Origin of the sequence: Paenibacillus sp. FSL H8-0260, assembly GCF_045040625.1 — a bacterium.
Taxonomy (GTDB): domain Bacteria; phylum Bacillota; class Bacilli; order Paenibacillales; family Paenibacillaceae; genus Paenibacillus_AQ; species Paenibacillus_AQ odorifer.
The window spans coordinates 1,628,452-1,644,627 of record NZ_CP150298.1 but is presented as its reverse complement, the minus strand read 5'-3'; the positions used below and the strand labels follow the sequence as shown (position 1 = coordinate 1,644,627).

The following is a 16,176-nucleotide window of genomic DNA, read 5'->3' as shown; positions in this document are numbered from 1 at the left end:
ATTTTTATGAGTTGGTTTAATACAAAAATTCGCTGAACTATATCTTCTCTAATATAATTCTAATATGGTCCTTGAAGCTTTCTATGTATGCCGGTTAACGGATACTACCTTGTGATTATGAGTTTACCGCTCAGCCTTATAAAACTCATGATAAAGCTTCATGAGCGCCCTCTTCTCTATCCTCGAAACATAACTCCGCGAGATCCCCAACTCCTTAGCAATCTCCCGCTGTGTCCTCTCTTCTCCACCTGTATCCAGCCCAAACCTACCCACCACAACTTCTTTCTCCCGGTCATCCAGAATATCTAGGTTGCGATATATCTTACTCTTCTCGATCTTCAGATCGACTTCTTTAATGACGTCATCAGCTTCGGAGCCAAGGATATGGATAAGTGTAATTTCATTACCTTCTTTGTCCGTCCCAATTGGATCGTGCAGGGATACGTCTTTACGTGTTTTCTTGAGCGAACACAGGTGCATCAGGATTTCGTTTTCAATACAACGTGCTGCAAATGTGGCTAGCTTTGTTCCTTTGTTTGGACGATAGCTCTCAATAGCTTTAATCATTCCGATGGTGCCAATGGAGATCAGATCCTCCATGTCCTCCCCAGTGTTATCGAATTTCTTGAGGTTATGGGCACGATGTGATGTCAAAAAATAAACCAATTACGATCGATTCTGATTCGAATTGGTTTCCTTTTGCACATTATATTTAATTTGTAGTTTCCGATTGATTTCTTGTGTACATCCTGGTAATCCATTTAAATAACACTTTACTTGATCAATTAACTCTAAGTGAGATGTCAGAGTATTACACTTGTTAAATTGAGTCTAACAATATCCTCGGTTTCAATATGATAGCTAACGTTTTTCACACGTAGAGCAATACATTCAATATTTAGCCGAACATCTGCTAGTCCCATATAAAACACAATAATTTCAAAGCCTTGTTCCTTTGCATCCTCATCTGCCTTATAACGTTATCACCCGCTAAAATGGTTTCCACAATGAAATCCCACTTATTCCAGATACACTACCTGGCTATTCTTATGGCTTCTTTCCCAGCAGAAACTTTACTCTTTTCAGGATGCCCATTAGTGATCTTGCGGCTATGCATCTGGAATCATCAGTGATTCTGCTTTATGCCATGCTCCGATATAGAATCTTCCACTTTCATGAAATGAAAAAAATAATATTCTCCGTTAATTTTTAGCTGTTCCTTTTCTTTTTGATTTCGCCAAATACACATAGAGATAAGTGAAATTCAAGGTTTTTGGTGATGCAGCCGGATGATGATACTCAATATCCAATGGATTCCCCAAAAACTATCATAAATTGTAATATATTTAACATAATAGTTTACATATACATTACACATAATAATCAAAAGAGCCGTTTTTTCCTTTTCACAAACTCAAAATATATTAAATTTATAATATTCATTGACTGAAACAAATACTAGTGTTATATTTCCTAACATTAAATAATAAAATACATACAGGAAAAGGAGATTACGCACATGAATAAGTTCAAACGTCTACGTGAAACTAAAAGAGAGCATTCTGGTTCCACCCGATCTGAATATTCACCAGCAAAAAAAAATTGGAGTAAAAAGCAATTTATAGCTACTTCAATTGTGTTATCTGTTATTGCTACGAGTGTAATTCCGTTCCAAACAGCTGACGCTTTAACTAGAGTTACTTCAGAAAGTGGCACAGTATGGGAGATTCACGATGTTTTTGCTCCTAGCTTAGACACAGGAAGTTTACGTACAGTTGGTGCTACACAAGTACAAGGTTTCGGCAATATCTTTGTTAAAGTGTCCTCGCCTTCAGCTCCGCTGATGAATGGTCAAATGATGCGTGGGTTTGACTTGAAATATGACGGCGTTAATAAGTTTACTTCGGCTCAATCTGTAAATCTAGGAAATGTAACAGTAACACGTGAGGTGTATGTGGATACTATTCATAATCGAACGAGATTCTTTGATACTTTCACTAATAAAAATGATGTGGCAATAAAAGTTGATGTATCATTCGGTGGCTCTTTAGGATATGGTACAACAACAAATGCTTCAGTAGTTAAGGCAACCTATTCAGGCGATCTAAAGGTAACTACAGATGATTCATGGATTGTTGTAGATAGTAGCGCCAAAAACAATAAGCCGCTAGGCGTTGCAGTGGGATCTCCAAAGCCGTTTGATAATGGATTAACCGGTCTAGGTAATCAGCAACAGGATCCCTTCACAATACCCTTAGCTGAGTATGGAAATGAAGCGAATTTCTATGGGTTCATTAATTCACTAAATATTGGGCCGGGCGAATCGAAATCCCTAGTAAATTATGTACAAGTTGGAGAAGCTGGTGAAGAAGGGTTGAAAAATCTGGTTGCTATGCTAGATGGACTTAATAGTCTGCTGGATGTAACAGGATTAACAAACGCACAAATTCGGTCAATTAGCAACTGGGATATATCTGCTATAGAGGGACTTGATACTGGAGATCATCTGGTTATACCAAATGCTCCTGCACCTAAAGAATTAGTAACTTCATCGCCGTATGATGTTAAGAATAAATCCATTGCAGAAATGCAGCAGGATATGATTACTGGCAAAACTACCTCTGTACAAATTACTCAAGCCTATTTAGATAGAATCAAGGTATACGATGAGGGACAATTGGGATTCCATGCATTCCTGCATGTATCTGAAACTGCGCTTAACCAAGCAAAAGCTGCTGACGATGCCCGTGCACAAGGTGTAAAAGGTGATTTATTGGGTATTCCAATTGCGATAAAAGATATTTATGATACAAAGGATATGCCTACTACCGGTGGCAGTAAAGCTCTTGAAGGCTGGCAGCCTGATTCTGATGCATTCCAAGTGAAAAAACTGCGGGAAGCTGGAGCTGTAATTATTGGTAAAGTAAATACTTCTGAGTTTGCTAACAGCGGAAGCTTTAGTGAAAGCGGCTGGCAGCAAACATGGAATGCACTCTATCCATCGAAAACATCTTTTGGCTCAAGCGGCGGGTCTGCAGTATCTGTTGCAGCTGATTTTGCAGCAGCAGCAATGGGATCGCAAACAGGAGTATCTCTCTATGCACCAACTACAGGCGCTAGCTTAAAAAGCTTCCGGGGTACAGACGGTATGGCAAGTACTACAGGTGTACTGCCACTCACTTGGGGACAAGATTATGCAGGTCCCATTGCTAAAACAGTAACTGACCTAGCTATTATATTGAATGCTACAACGGGTACGGACCCACAGGATATTTTCACAGTCACTGCTGATGCAGATCATAAGCGTCCAGTGGATTGGAAGGAATCTCTGGATGTTAATGCATTGAAAGGAAAGAAAATTGGATACATTCCTGCATCCTTTGTATCTGCATATGCTGATGATGATACTGGACAGGCAGTGATGGATAAGTTCTCAGAGCTTCAAGCAGCGGGCGCGACTATGGTTGAAATGTCAGCTGTACCATCAGGCCCTAGTCGTCCTTCAGGTATTAATGGATCTACTGAAGGTTGGGCACGTTATATTGAGTTGCATAAGGACTTCCCTTATATTGATGGAGCAAGTGTACTAGCTTCAGATAAAGTGCTTATCTATAATCAAAGAGGATATAGTACCCCAACTCGTATGACTGAACAGGCTGTACAAGATTACATTAAGTATAGAACTGACTATAAAGATGTTATTAAAAGCTGGATGGACGCGAATGGCGTTGATGCTGTTGTTTATGCAGGTTTTATTAGTGACGTATATAACAATGACGCAGCAGCTTCTCAATTAAGTTCAGACCGTAACACAGGCGTATTAACCTCTACTATGGGTCTACCTACGGTAGTTGTTCCTGTAGGAACGAATGACAGCGGATATTCTATCTCTATGCAACTGGTTGGTAGAGCATGGGACGATGCAAAAGTTTTAGGCATGAGCTACGCTCTTGAGCAACAAAGTCAAGCTAGACTACTTACAACATTTGCTCCAGCACTTCAATACGTTTCAAACTCTACTAATCCTGATCCAAACACAGATAATGGACCAACCCATCCAACTACTGGAGGAGGTACGGTGACACCTCCAGCAATAACAACGCCTATAGAAACACCGGCACCTGCAGAAACAATAACACCAGCAGATAAGCCAAAAGTTGTTAGTTTTGTAGATACCATGAATCATTGGGCAAAAACAAGCATTGACGCACTAATTGCTAAGGGATTATTGACGGGGTATTCCGATGGAACATTCCGTCCAAATTCAGGTTTGACTCGTGCGGAAGCCATCAAGGTAATTGCAACGCACATGAAACTTGAAGGACAAGAAAGTAACTTTATAGATGTATCTCCAACTCATTGGGCGAATAAGTTTATTGGTGCAGCTGCTAGATCAGGCTTGATGAACGGATATAGTGACGGAAGCTTCCGTCCAGATGAGAAGATTAGTCGTGGTGAATTAGCGGCACTAATCACTCGAGCTTTTAAGCTAACAGGTACTGGAAACACATCATTCAAAGATGTTACAAGAAATGCATGGTATTATGATTCCATTGATGCACTCGCATCCAATAATATTATTACAGGATACGCAGACAGTACATTTAAGCCTGAAAAAGATATTACTAGAGCAGAGTTTGCAACAATTGTTTCCAGATTACTAGAGACTACTAATTAAAAGAAATTCAATTAAAAATGACAGAGTACTCGAGTAACCACGTTTACAGGAAGGGCCATCCCGAAAGGGATGGCCTTATAACTTGCCGTTACAGATAGTGCGATGAACCGTACCACAAGTAGAACGAAAAGACTTTTTTTCGGATTATGGAAAGACGGTCTCGTTTATAGCAGAAGTTCCCTCTGTAAGTCGTTTGTTCCTAGCGGGACTATCACTTTTTATGGCGGAAAAGTAGAGTTAGGGACTGTATGCTAGGGGACTAGCAGTCTATGAGGCGTCAGATCTTACGGTTGGTAATCACACTATTCCTGCAAGCTACAGCGGCGATAATCACTATAAAGATTCTACAAATAGTTGGCTACAAAACGTGAATAAAATATGGTCTCAAATCAGTATGAATATCTTACAATCTACTATGGTGGGGGCTCGGTCGATGTACAAGTCGGTACACTCGGCATGTCATCCCTACTCGATCTTACTCCATCCAGCGCCTAGAAAATTATTTGCTCATATAAACATTTTCATATTTATTTCCTCATTGAGTTCCTGGAGACATTTGAATATTCCTTCATGATCATCATGCTCTGAGATTCCTTGACACTCACTCCCCGACCCGAAGATCGGTTTCATCCGTATGAATCAGCGGTTTTCGTAACAAAGTGGAGCGAATCTCCCGTTTTGGCCGTTAGCACCTTTATGATATATTGTTATACTCTATGCGCTGGAACGCAAAAGAAGACAACTTCTACTGAAGGTGCTCCTAGAGTGTCGATAAAGTCCAATGAAATAGTTAGGGGAAGATGAGCTGCACGGGAATGACGGCATTCTTAGGTGAATATATATTCTCTATTTGTTCAAGTAACAGCTTTACGGCTGTACGTGCCATTTCCTGTTCATCCTGTTGTACATAAGCTACGAATGAAAGATGTGGATTATCGAAAGATAGCAAATCGATATTTGAGTGATTGTTGAGACGGCTGATAGCGGCCGATGTAAGGCGTGCGGTTTCTTCGGTTAAGGAGAAAGCTGCCGAAATTCCACTATGCCCCTGCAAGAAGTCGCTTACATAGTCCAATGCTTGCTTACCGCGTAGAATGTCGAGAGGGATGTGACACCACAAGCTCTTGTCGATTGATATACCTCGATCTGTGTACGCCTTCTCGAAGCCGAGCGTGCGATCCTCGATGGCTGTATTGGCATTCTCAGGTGAGATGAGCGCAATCTGATGATGACCCTTGGATAGCAAATGAGAGACAGCCTTATACGCACCGCCGTAATTGTCTGATGTAATCGTGTATGTCTCAATGTTGCGCAGGTAGCGGTCGATGAACACACATGGGAATTTATCGAGCGACAGACGCAGTAGTGATTCGTTGTACTTCTCATCTTCTGTTGGAAAAACGATCAGTCCCTTCACACCGAGCCCCGTTAGTGTACGAATGGCGTTCGATTCGATAGAGGAGGACTCTCGCGTGATGCTTAGTACCATGCTGAGGCCAGCTTCAGACAGGAATTGTTCCGTGTAGTCGACGAGCTTCTGAATGACACGGGTTACCATCGTCGGAATAATGAAGCCGATGAGCGGCAAGGACGACGCGCTGTGTGGAGATAATGGAGAATCAATGCTAGAAATATCAAGACTAGAAGAGACGAATGTGCCTTTGCCTTGTACGCGTATAATTAATCCTTCGTCAGCTAGCTGGGTTAAGGCGTTTTTGACGGTTATTTTACTTACTTTGAATTCGTCCATTAATTCTTGTTCAGAAGGGACGCGGTCCGTTGGCCGAAGCTGCCCAGATTTAATTTTCTGTACAATATCTTCTTGAATTTGCTTGTAGAGCACCAGCTTTTTCAAATAAGTACATCTCCCTTAAAATTTAATGATTTTTATAATCAATTGGTTATATAAAATATATTACGTATATATTATAATGCAATTTATAAAGCGCTTACAATACAGAATTAGGAAATTTATTACGAAGGTGTCTTTTCATTAAAAGGTTAGAATCATGTTAAGAAGGTTGGTAACGAGACGTATTGAAACCGCTTAAATTAACAGAAGTGACCAGTCACCCAGCATCTCAAATGAGTAACAAAAAAAGAGAGGATGACGAACAAATGAAAAAACGCATTACATTAATCTCCATCGTTACAATCCTTATGATGTCACTAGTTTTGTCGGCATGTAGTAAGTCTTCCAGTTCATCAACGGAAACACAGCAGTTAGGCGCTGATGCCGGTGAGAATGCAACAGAAATGTCATTTTGGACATTCGTAGATTTGCATGGCAAGCATTTGGATAAAATGCTGGGGTTATGGAACCAACAGAATCCAGACAAACAGATTAAGTTGAATGTAACGGTTATGCCTTATGATGATATGCACAACAAGCTCTTATTGGCAGTTACAAGTGGAAAAGGTGCTCCTGATATTGCGGATATCGAGCTTGGTCAGTTCCCTAAATTCTTGGAAGGGGACAACGTTCCACTGGAATCTTTGAATGATGTATTTGCACCATACAAAGACGTTGTCGTTCCCTCACGTGTCGATATTTACTCCAAAGCTGACCAGGTTTATGGCTTTGATTATCACGTAGGTGCTACGCTTGCTTTCTACAACACGGAAATTCTCGAACAAGCAGGTGTTGACTACAAGATGATCAAAACTTGGGAAGATTACAATCAAGCAGGTATCAAGGTTTATGAAAAGACTGGTAAGTACTTAGGTACTGCTGATACATCCGCTACGTGGCAAGCCTCGCTGTTACTTGCTCAGCAAAACGCTGATTTTACAGATGAAAATGGCAATCCAAAAGTTAACTCCCCTGAGATGATTAAAGCATTTGAAATGTTAGTTGACCTGCAGAAGAATAATGTTATTCATACGATCCCAGGCGGACAACCCGACACAGAAGAAGCAAAAGGCGAATACAACAAAGGCAACTACGCAAGCGCATTGATGCCTGAGTGGTACATGTCCCGCTTTGTAAACGAAATGAAGGACCTTAAAGGTAAGTATGCAATTGCTCCATTGCCTGTATTCGAAGAAGGTAATCCTCGTTCAGTTGGCTTAGGCGGTACTGGCACAGTTGTTACTAAGACTGGTAAAGACGTTCAGTTGGCAAAAGAGTTTGTAGCTTTTGCTAAGCTTTCGAAAGAAGCTACTACTGAAATCTGGAATACACTTGGATTTGACCCAATCAATATGGAAGTATGGAAAGATGAGGCTGTAACGAAAAACCCTGATAACGAATACGTCCAGTATTTTAAAACAAATGCATTTGATACTTTGAATGAAATCAAAGACGAAATTAGAGCTATCAAATCCGTAAAAGCTTCACCGACGATCGGCAATGTGCTCAATACGGTTACTCTGAATGCGATCTTTGAAGATGGCCAAGACGTGAAGGAAGCTCTCGATGAAGCACAGGCAGCAATTGAACAAGAATTGAAATAAAAATAATAAGTAAATGGTTATGATTAAGCCTGTCGGCAAGAATGGTGCTCGACAGGTTTAGTCATAGTCAAGGGAGAGTGGGATTATGATAAAGAAATTTGTATACTCTCAAAAGGTTGCACCTTATGTATTTGTGTTGCCATTCATAATCATATTCTTGATATTCTGGTCTTATCCACTTGTAAATTCATTCGTAATGAGTTTTCAAGATAGGATGTTGGGACAGGATCCAAAATGGGTTGGTGAAGCGAATTATTCGAAGTTATTCACAGATAAAGTGTTTTTGACGGCTATTAAAAATAGCGTTGTATACATGCTAGGAACCTTAGTGCTGTTAATCCCTTTCCCAATGTTATTTGCAGTTATGATAAACAGTAAGTTAATGCTGGGGAGGGAGTTTTTTAAATCTTCGTTCTTTCTTCCTGCATTGACATCTGTCGCAGTGGCGGGTACTATTTTTCGCCTAACATTCGGCGAAATGGATGGTTCATTAATGAACAGTTTTCTAGGTCTATTTGGTGTAGAGCCTACTAAATTCTTGAAAGATGCAGAATGGAGTATGGCTGCACTATTAATTCTTGCATGTTGGCGATGGACAGGTGTTAATATGCTGTACTATCTATCTGGTTTGAAAAACATTGACAATGATTATTATGAGGCTGCTTCAATTGACGGGGCATCTGCTTGGCAGAAGTTCAGATCGATTACAATGCCATTATTGAAGCCGACCACGATATATGTTACGACAATTAGTGTTTATGCAGGTTTGGCAATGTTTACCGAGAGCTTAATGATGTTTAACGGTAACAATTCACCGAAAAATATTGGCCTAACTATAGTCGGATATTTGTATAGACAAGGAATTGAGAAGAATAAGCTCGGTTACGCTGCAGCAGTTGGTATCGTTCTATTAGTCATTGCTATGATTATCAATTTAACGCAGTTGAAATTTAGTGGAATGTTCAAAAAGGAGGAGGATTAAAATGGGCACTAGTCAGATGAAGAACAACGTAATTGCTAGAATAGTCATAATTAGTACCTTTATTATACTATTCGTTATAATTATGGTTCCATTCTATGCAGTGGCCCTCTCTTCCTTTAAACCAGGTGAAGCTTTAATAAGATATGGTCTTAACTTAAGTTTGAATTTTGAAATAATGAGTTTTGATAATTTTATCTATTTATTCACTGGACAACATGATTATTTTGTATGGTTTTGGAACAGTATGACGTTAACAATCATTCAGGTTGCTTTAACACTGTTTGTAAGCGCTTTTGTTGCATATGGTTTTGCAGCGTATGATTTCAAAGGTAAGAACTTCCTCTTTATATGTGTGTTGCTCATTATGATGGTGCCATTTGAAATATTGCTGGTTCCTTTGTACAGCTTAATAAATGATTTGCAAATGGTGAATAGCTATTCGGCAATCATTCTGCCGGGTATAGCTAATGCCGGGACGATATTCTTCTTTAGGCAATATCTCAGAAGCATACCAAAAGAAATTATTCAATCTGGGCGAGTTGATGGAGCAAACGAATATGCGATATATTTCAGAGTGATTATGCCGATTATGAAGCCTTCCTTTGCGGCAATGGCCATTCTGAATGGTATGAATAGCTGGAATAATCTATTGTGGCCATTCATGGTGTTGGGAGATCAAAATAAATATACACTGCCAATCGGTTTAAAAACATTGTTAACTCCTTATGGGAATAACTATGACCTTCTGATCGTGGGCTCCTTCTTCTCCATCATTCCAATCTTCATATTGTTTATCGCTTTCCAGAAATATTTCATTGATGGTATGACTGCGGGTGCTGTTAAAGGTTAGTATCTATTACTTATGAAATAGGTGATAAGATGGGAGTCCAACAAGAGGAGTTACGCGTCATTAAACCATTGATCGAGCAACGAGCTGATCCTTTTATATGCCGACATTCAGATGGTTATTATTATTTCGTGGCCTCGGTTCCAGAGTATAATCGGATTGAAATCCGTAGGGCACAGGACCTTGTAGGGCTTATTACATCAGCTCCTGTAGTGATCTGGAGAAAGAGAGAGACTGGCATTCTTAGTGCCAATATTTGGGCGCCAGAGCTGCATTTTATTGATGGAAAATGGTACGTATATTTCGCTGCCGCGCATACGTCGGAAACTACAGAAGGCTTGTTCGACCATCGGATGTATGTACTGGAGAATGAAAATGCAAATCCGCTCGAAGGCAGCTGGACGGAAAGAGGACAGGTTCGTACCGCTTGGGAAAGCTTCTCCCTCGATGCCACTACCTTTGAGCACAATGGTAGCCTCTATTACGTATGGGCACAAAAGGATCCGGAAATCGAAGGCAACTCTAATCTCTACATATCTAAAATGAGCAATCCGTGGACGTTGATTGGGGCGCAAACGATGATTACGATGCCCGAATATGACTGGGAGATCATCGGGTATAAAGTGAACGAAGGCGCGGCATTTGTTCGCAAAGATAATCGGGTATTCCTCACTTACTCTGCTAGCGCTACTGATTTCAATTATTGCATGGGCTTGCTTGAAGCCGATGCGGACTCGGATTTGCTCGATGCTGCCTCATGGCGCAAGTCGAAAGTACCGGTTCTCACGACTGATGAGAGCATCTCGATGTATGGTCCTGGTCATAATAGTTTCACGGTGTCAGAGACTGGCGAGAAGACGCTGTTTGTGTTCCACGCAAGAACGTATAAGCATATTGCAGGAGATCCGCTATACGATCCGAATCGCCATACATTTGTAGCGGAGCTGTTGTGGACGGATGACGGCAGACCTGATTTTCGCGGCTCTGTTGCGGCACTTGCACGTTCTGTACAATACGAATAGATCTGCAAGCGCTTCACAAAATTCTAAATGGATTTAGTTGACTTATGTCGTACATGGGGAAGCCTTTATAATTAGAAATAAAAACAAGTACCCATCCAATCGATGGGTACTTGTTTGCAATGCAATAGAAGTGATGAATTACGTAATGTTGTACTAACTATTTGGTGATCGGTATAGACGAAATAGTAATCATAGCATTACTGATTGGCTAAATGTGTTGCTACTGTCATGAGTGTCATGCTAAGTTAAAAACAATCTATTTCATGAAGCAATAATCAATACGATGTGGGTAGTACAGACATAATAGTGATGTGGACGGAATCCTGTAAATGGTTCAAGGAACAAATCAACATCTTATATTAATCGTGTTAACGTAAATATATGTATTGTATGAAAGTGGGTATACCTATTGGATTCGAAGCTAGCAGCATATATAACATTAGTTTGTACTTCGGCTGTTCTGAATTTGTCTATACTTGTCTTTACTTATTGGAGGAGACATTATTATACAAATATCGCTAATTTGTTCATGTGGAATACATTAACTTCAATGATTTATTGCTTTGGTTATGCCTTTAGCTTAACATCGACTTCGTTAGAACAGCTTAGATTTTGGAATATTGTACAGTATGCAGGGATGCCATTTTTCCCTCCGTTAGGATTAATGTTTGTCATGCAATATTTGGGTTATAAAATAACGAGAAAAAGAATAATCGCACTACTTACAATCCCTTGTATTACTTTTCTCATCAATGTAACTAATGAATCCCATCATTTTTACTATAGAATATATGATATCCATTCGGTGCTTGGGGCTCCATATAGTGAGATTGAGTATGGGGCATGGTTTGCCGTACATAATATTTACATTTTCTGTTGTATGTTAGCTGCGCTCTTATTGCTGCTTTCACGCTGGAAGGAAACCGTTAGTGTATATCGATCTCAATTATTTGCCCTCATCTGCGGTCAACTGCTTCCAATAATGACTGCATTTTTATTATTCATAGGAGTGACACCCGATGGTATCGATCCTGTACCCATGGTTATTTGGTTTTCTTCTGTTTTGTACCTTTGGTCTATTACCTCCTCTCGAATGTTATCAATAATGCCAATTGCAAAGGAAACGATCTTTAATAGTATGAACGATGGTGTCATTGTGCTTAATGATACCTATCAATTAATCGAATATAATCAAGCTTGTAAAAGTATGTTTAGTGAATTGGATCGATCAACGTTAGGGCAGCCATTTGATCAAGTTTGGTATATGCTAACGGATCAATCATTCCCTGTTCAATTAGATACGATCTCAGATAAATTGAATGTTACGATTCATCAAGGTAATTATATATATCAGCTACGTATTTCTATGCTTCAACAATCTAATAATAACTCTGGCTTACTAATTATATTTACGGATATAACAGAGCTACATACATTACAACAAAAGTTAGAGCATCAAGCCTATTATGATGATCTTACACAAATATACAATCGTCGTGCCTTTTTCCAGAAAAGTGAGCAAAGCTTAATGAAAGCAAAGGGTGAATTATCATCCTTTGTGATTATTCTATTTGATATTGATTTTTTCAAAAAAGTGAACGACACTTATGGGCATCAAACCGGAGATCAAATGCTAGTACATGTGGCTCAAATATGTAAGGCTGAGATGGGAGAACATATACTATTTGCTAGATATGGTGGTGAAGAATTTGTACTCGCTTTACCTGGTTATACACTAGCGGAAGGGGAAAACTTCGCTAATTACCTTAGATTTTGCATTGAACAGAAGCCTCTAGTTGAAAATGAAAAATTGGTAACGATTACCTCTAGTTTTGGGGTATCCGTAACGACAGGAGCTGTGGAGGAAACAATCCATCAACTTCTTCATAAAGCTGATGAAGCACTTTATGCTGCCAAAAGAGCTGGTCGAAATCAAGTGCGGGTTTTTAATGAAAAGTACGAATATGTGGAATAGTACAGCAAATTAAAATAGAGGCGTACATCGGAGCCGTGCTTAGTTTAGTAACTTGGTGGATTGAGAGCAAAATGCCTCTCAATCAAGAAGAAATATACTTATGAGTGACTGTTTCAACAGGATATAACAGTCAGTTATTCTGATATTGAAGGATCATATGCTAGTGATGCTATTAGGCAATTTACAGAAAGAGGAATTGTAAACGGTATAGGTATGAGAATTACCTGTATTTCGCTCTATAGATGTTACGGTGAACCGTATCATAAGTAGGGCGAACCCTATCTACACAAAAAACGACTCATCCTTAGACAAGTCGCTTTTCAAGTTTTATTATTAATGGATTATTACTGTGTAATTGTCATCAGTCCTACCGCTTCGCCTTATAAAACTCATGATACAACTTCATGAGCGCCCTCTTCTCTATCCGCGAAACATAACTCCGCGAGATCCCCAACTCCTTGGCAATCTCCCGCTGTCCTCTCTTCCCCGCCTGTATCCAGCCCAAACCTACCCACCACAACTTCTTTTTCCCGGTCATCCAGAATATCGAGGTTACGATAAATCTTACTCTTTTCGATCTTCAGATCTACTTCTTTAATGACATCATCAGCTTCGGAGCCAAGGATATCGATAAGTGTAATTTCATTACCTTCTTTGTCTGTCCCAATTGGATCATGCAGGGATACGTCTTTACGAGTTTTCTTCAAGGATCTTAGGTGCATCAGGATTTCGTTCTCAATACAACGGGCAGCAAAAGTGGCTAGCTTTGTCCCTTTGTTCGGACGATAACTCTCAATAGCTTTAATCAGGCCGATGGTGCCGATGGAGATCAGATCCTCCATGTCTTCTCCGGTGTTATCGAATTTCTTGAGGTTATGGACACGATGCGATGTCATTAACAGAGTACCAATATGATGATTTGATACAAACACATTTCCGCCATCCGGGGAAAAGCGGTTACGCTACCTGGGGACTGCCTAACAGTCTACTTCAACCTGGATATTGTGCACCATGGAGTGAGGAATCTCCAGATAAGGGGATTTATTCTTAGATAGGAACAAGCCTGATGCGGTTTCGCTTCAGGCTTGTTTGGTTTTTGGCGCAGTAGCGGAGGCATTTGTCCGGCTTGGATCTTCTGAAAGGTTGTAAGATTAAATCCCATGTTTCCCCAATTCCGTATTGTTCACTACATCCACAGCATATGCCGGAAGGATCTTTAGTTACTGAACTCAGGATAAACCTCTGGTAGCCCCATTTTCATTTTTAGGAATATACAGGATTAATGAATCTCCACAGGAAAGACAAAGAGACGAAATATCAATTTTACAACACGTGTAGAAGAAACAGAACAATATATTTATAAGAGGGTAATAAAGAAACAAACAAAAAAATTCTTAATATCGTATGACATAAATTAAAAAGTTTCTTACATATTGCATGCTTTTAATTTATCTGTGGACTATTAATCTTCAAATCAGATAATCAAATACTTGATTATGTGGGTGAGCAGAGGTTATGGGCAAGAAATGATCTAGAAAAAACACCCTATGATTATTAGTCACAAGGTGGCCGCAAGTATATTTCAATTTTTTCTATGACTCAACAAAAAGCGAGTTCAACTGTACCGCCTTCTCCTTTTATTATGTTTTTTAATGAATCTAAGGCTTGAACAACATAGCCATGACTTAATTCCTTACGTTCTAATATCATTTAGGTGTATCTGGTGCAAGAAACGCGGATAATCCCTTTGTATCTTGAGGTCGAGCTGTATGATTTGTATTGGTCATTGATCCACTATGATATATTGTCTGCTGTTTCTTATTTGAGGAAGTAGCTTCAGTTACAGATTCTCCCACTGACACTGCAGCCGTTATTCCTATAGTTTTCACCAATGCTTCATTTACTTTACCTGCTTGTGCACTAGGATATGGGACAACTGCCGCACCGCCCTTGACCACGTAATTATGGGGGTCAATCTTTGGAGCATTAGCAACTGCTTCTGCTAGATTTTTTTTATAGATATCAAGTAGTTGTGTTATGCTTCTTCCAGGGTTATTATTCTTAATGGTATCTGGAACAAATAAAGAGCTAGAATTGGTACACCCCCCAGTATGCGCATATCGACCATTACCCGACTTACAGTAATTTCCAGTTGGATCAATATTAATTAATGGATTATTATGAACATAAGTATATAAGTTCAAACTAAGCGGTTTTGAATCTGACCTTCATACGTATCTTCCGTTATAAATCGCCCTATTGAAGGATCATAATATCTAACCTTAAGATAGATTAGTCCCGACTCAGCATCTTGTAACTCTCCTGTATATTTGTATGGGTTGTCAAATCGCCTGAATTGACTGCTATTTTCATTAGTTTGATTTCCCCAAATATCATAGTCATAACTCTTAAGAGTCGTCTTTCTATCATATGCGTCGATAATTATGGTATGCGTGCAAACACGTGTTAACTTAGATATTTAGCATGGACATCGAATTTATTTTATTACAAACGTTTTATTTTCTTATGCAATTAGTGGATAGCATATCATCATTATTGTTACTCCAAATTTTTATTCGAAAGATAGTACCGATTGATTTCATGAATCTCCATTATTATTTTCTACACAAATTACATATCAATTGACTAATTATTATTTAATCTGCTTTAACATAGAAAAACTGCACCTCAAATTGTGAGTTTAGTCAACAATCGAGGTACAGTTCAGAGTGTTACACATGAGGTAGAATGTCTTACATTCTATAATTACTCACTCGTGTAATATTATAATTTAAACTAATATATAATGATTTAATTTCAAATTAACCTCTCCAAAATTTCCATTGTGATTTCATCTATACCTGCGTCTTTATCATCAAGAGTTGGATAAGTGGATAACCGCTGAAGATCTGGTACTAACTCCAATTTATCCCTCAAAGATAATTTATCAAACAATAGACTTAAGATAGAACACTTCCACAGACCATCTTCAGAATTTAAAATATCTCTAATAAATGGAACTAATTCTGAATTGAATTGTAATAGGATATCACTAATCTCTATTGAAATTGGCCAATTTGAATCTTGAAGCCATTCAAATAAATCAGGTAAAATCGTTCTAATAGCATCCTTATCACATTCCTGCAATATTTTCACACTATCGAAATCATGTTTATCTTTTGGTAATAATTTTCTAATGCTCATAATATTCCTCCA

The 16,176-nt window shown here is 39.1% G+C and carries 11 protein-coding genes and 1 pseudogene; 6 read left to right on the top strand and 6 right to left on the bottom strand.

Features of this window, described 5'->3' with window-relative positions:
- Nucleotides 1-123: 123 nt before the first annotated feature.
- The gene (gene sigK / locus MHI51_RS07120) at nt 124-666 is read right to left on the bottom strand and encodes an RNA polymerase sporulation sigma factor SigK (RefSeq protein WP_081398220.1); all 543 of its coding nucleotides are present in this window, start codon (nt 664-666) and stop codon (nt 124-126) included.
- An 853-nt stretch (nt 667-1,519) separates the two neighbouring features.
- On the opposite strand from sigK (MHI51_RS07120), the gene MHI51_RS07115 reads away from it, so the two are divergent.
- Nucleotides 1,520-4,678: an amidase family protein gene (locus MHI51_RS07115; RefSeq protein WP_405173720.1), complete on the top strand. Its 3,159-nt coding sequence runs from the start codon at nt 1,520-1,522 to the stop codon at nt 4,676-4,678.
- Nucleotides 4,679-5,468: 790 nt separating this feature from the next.
- Here MHI51_RS07115 and MHI51_RS07110 read toward each other — a convergent pair.
- Entirely contained in the window at nt 5,469-6,533 is a 1,065-nt protein-coding gene (locus MHI51_RS07110) for a GntR family transcriptional regulator (RefSeq protein ID WP_076219034.1), read from the bottom strand.
- A gap of 263 nt (nt 6,534-6,796) precedes the next feature.
- Here MHI51_RS07110 and MHI51_RS07105 point away from each other — a divergent pair, with 263 nt between their 5' ends.
- The 5 genes from MHI51_RS07105 (at nt 6,797) to MHI51_RS07085 (ending at nt 12,960) form a co-directional block, all read left to right on the top strand.
- The gene (locus tag MHI51_RS07105; protein WP_042185834.1) at nt 6,797-8,134 is read left to right on the top strand and encodes an ABC transporter substrate-binding protein; all 1,338 of its coding nucleotides are present in this window, start codon (nt 6,797-6,799) and stop codon (nt 8,132-8,134) included.
- Nucleotides 8,135-8,219: 85 nt separating this feature from the next.
- Entirely contained in the window at nt 8,220-9,116 is an 897-nt protein-coding gene (locus MHI51_RS07100) for a carbohydrate ABC transporter permease (protein ID WP_042185833.1), read from the top strand.
- 16 nt (nt 9,117-9,132) lie between these two features.
- Nucleotides 9,133-9,966 (top strand): carbohydrate ABC transporter permease, encoded by an 834-nt coding sequence (locus MHI51_RS07095; protein WP_076125501.1) that lies wholly within the window; start codon nt 9,133-9,135, stop codon nt 9,964-9,966.
- Between the two features lie 29 nt (nt 9,967-9,995).
- The gene (locus tag MHI51_RS07090) at nt 9,996-10,985 is read left to right on the top strand and encodes a family 43 glycosylhydrolase (protein WP_076276597.1); all 990 of its coding nucleotides are present in this window, start codon (nt 9,996-9,998) and stop codon (nt 10,983-10,985) included.
- Nucleotides 10,986-11,394: 409 nt separating this feature from the next.
- Nucleotides 11,395-12,960, top strand: coding sequence for a histidine kinase N-terminal 7TM domain-containing protein (locus MHI51_RS07085; protein ID WP_076276598.1), 1,566 nt, complete (start codon nt 11,395-11,397; stop codon nt 12,958-12,960).
- A 367-nt stretch (nt 12,961-13,327) separates the two neighbouring features.
- Here MHI51_RS07085 and sigK (MHI51_RS07080) read toward each other — a convergent pair.
- From sigK (MHI51_RS07080) to MHI51_RS07065, 4 genes and pseudogenes are all read right to left on the bottom strand, one after another.
- Nucleotides 13,328-13,838: pseudogene (sigK, locus tag MHI51_RS07080) on the bottom strand (RNA polymerase sporulation sigma factor SigK); the annotation flags it as partial.
- A gap of 828 nt (nt 13,839-14,666) precedes the next feature.
- Nucleotides 14,667-15,164 (bottom strand): hypothetical protein, encoded by a 498-nt coding sequence (locus MHI51_RS07075; RefSeq protein ID WP_076219036.1) that lies wholly within the window; start codon nt 15,162-15,164, stop codon nt 14,667-14,669.
- Nucleotides 15,161-15,352 (bottom strand): RHS repeat-associated core domain-containing protein, encoded by a 192-nt coding sequence (locus MHI51_RS07070; protein WP_256718978.1) that lies wholly within the window; start codon nt 15,350-15,352, stop codon nt 15,161-15,163. Before MHI51_RS07070 ends, MHI51_RS07075 begins: the two co-directional genes overlap by 4 nt.
- Before the next feature lie 425 nt (nt 15,353-15,777).
- Complete coding sequence (locus tag MHI51_RS07065; protein WP_076276600.1) at nt 15,778-16,164, bottom strand: DUF5071 domain-containing protein; 387 nt, start codon at nt 16,162-16,164, stop codon at nt 15,778-15,780.
- Nucleotides 16,165-16,176: the final 12 nt, after the last annotated feature.

Coding starts and splice junctions, on each gene's coding strand:
- MHI51_RS07115 (WP_405173720.1), top strand. CDS start 1,520: ATGAATAAGTTCAAACGTCTACGTGAAACTAAAAGAGAGCATTCTGGT.
- MHI51_RS07105 (WP_042185834.1), top strand. CDS start 6,797: ATGAAAAAACGCATTACATTAATCTCCATCGTTACAATCCTTATGATG.
- MHI51_RS07100 (WP_042185833.1), top strand. CDS start 8,220: ATGATAAAGAAATTTGTATACTCTCAAAAGGTTGCACCTTATGTATTT.
- MHI51_RS07095 (WP_076125501.1), top strand. CDS start 9,133: ATGAAGAACAACGTAATTGCTAGAATAGTCATAATTAGTACCTTTATT.
- MHI51_RS07090 (WP_076276597.1), top strand. CDS start 9,996: ATGGGAGTCCAACAAGAGGAGTTACGCGTCATTAAACCATTGATCGAG.
- MHI51_RS07065 (WP_076276600.1), bottom strand. CDS start 16,164: ATGAGCATTAGAAAATTATTACCAAAAGATAAACATGATTTCGATAGT.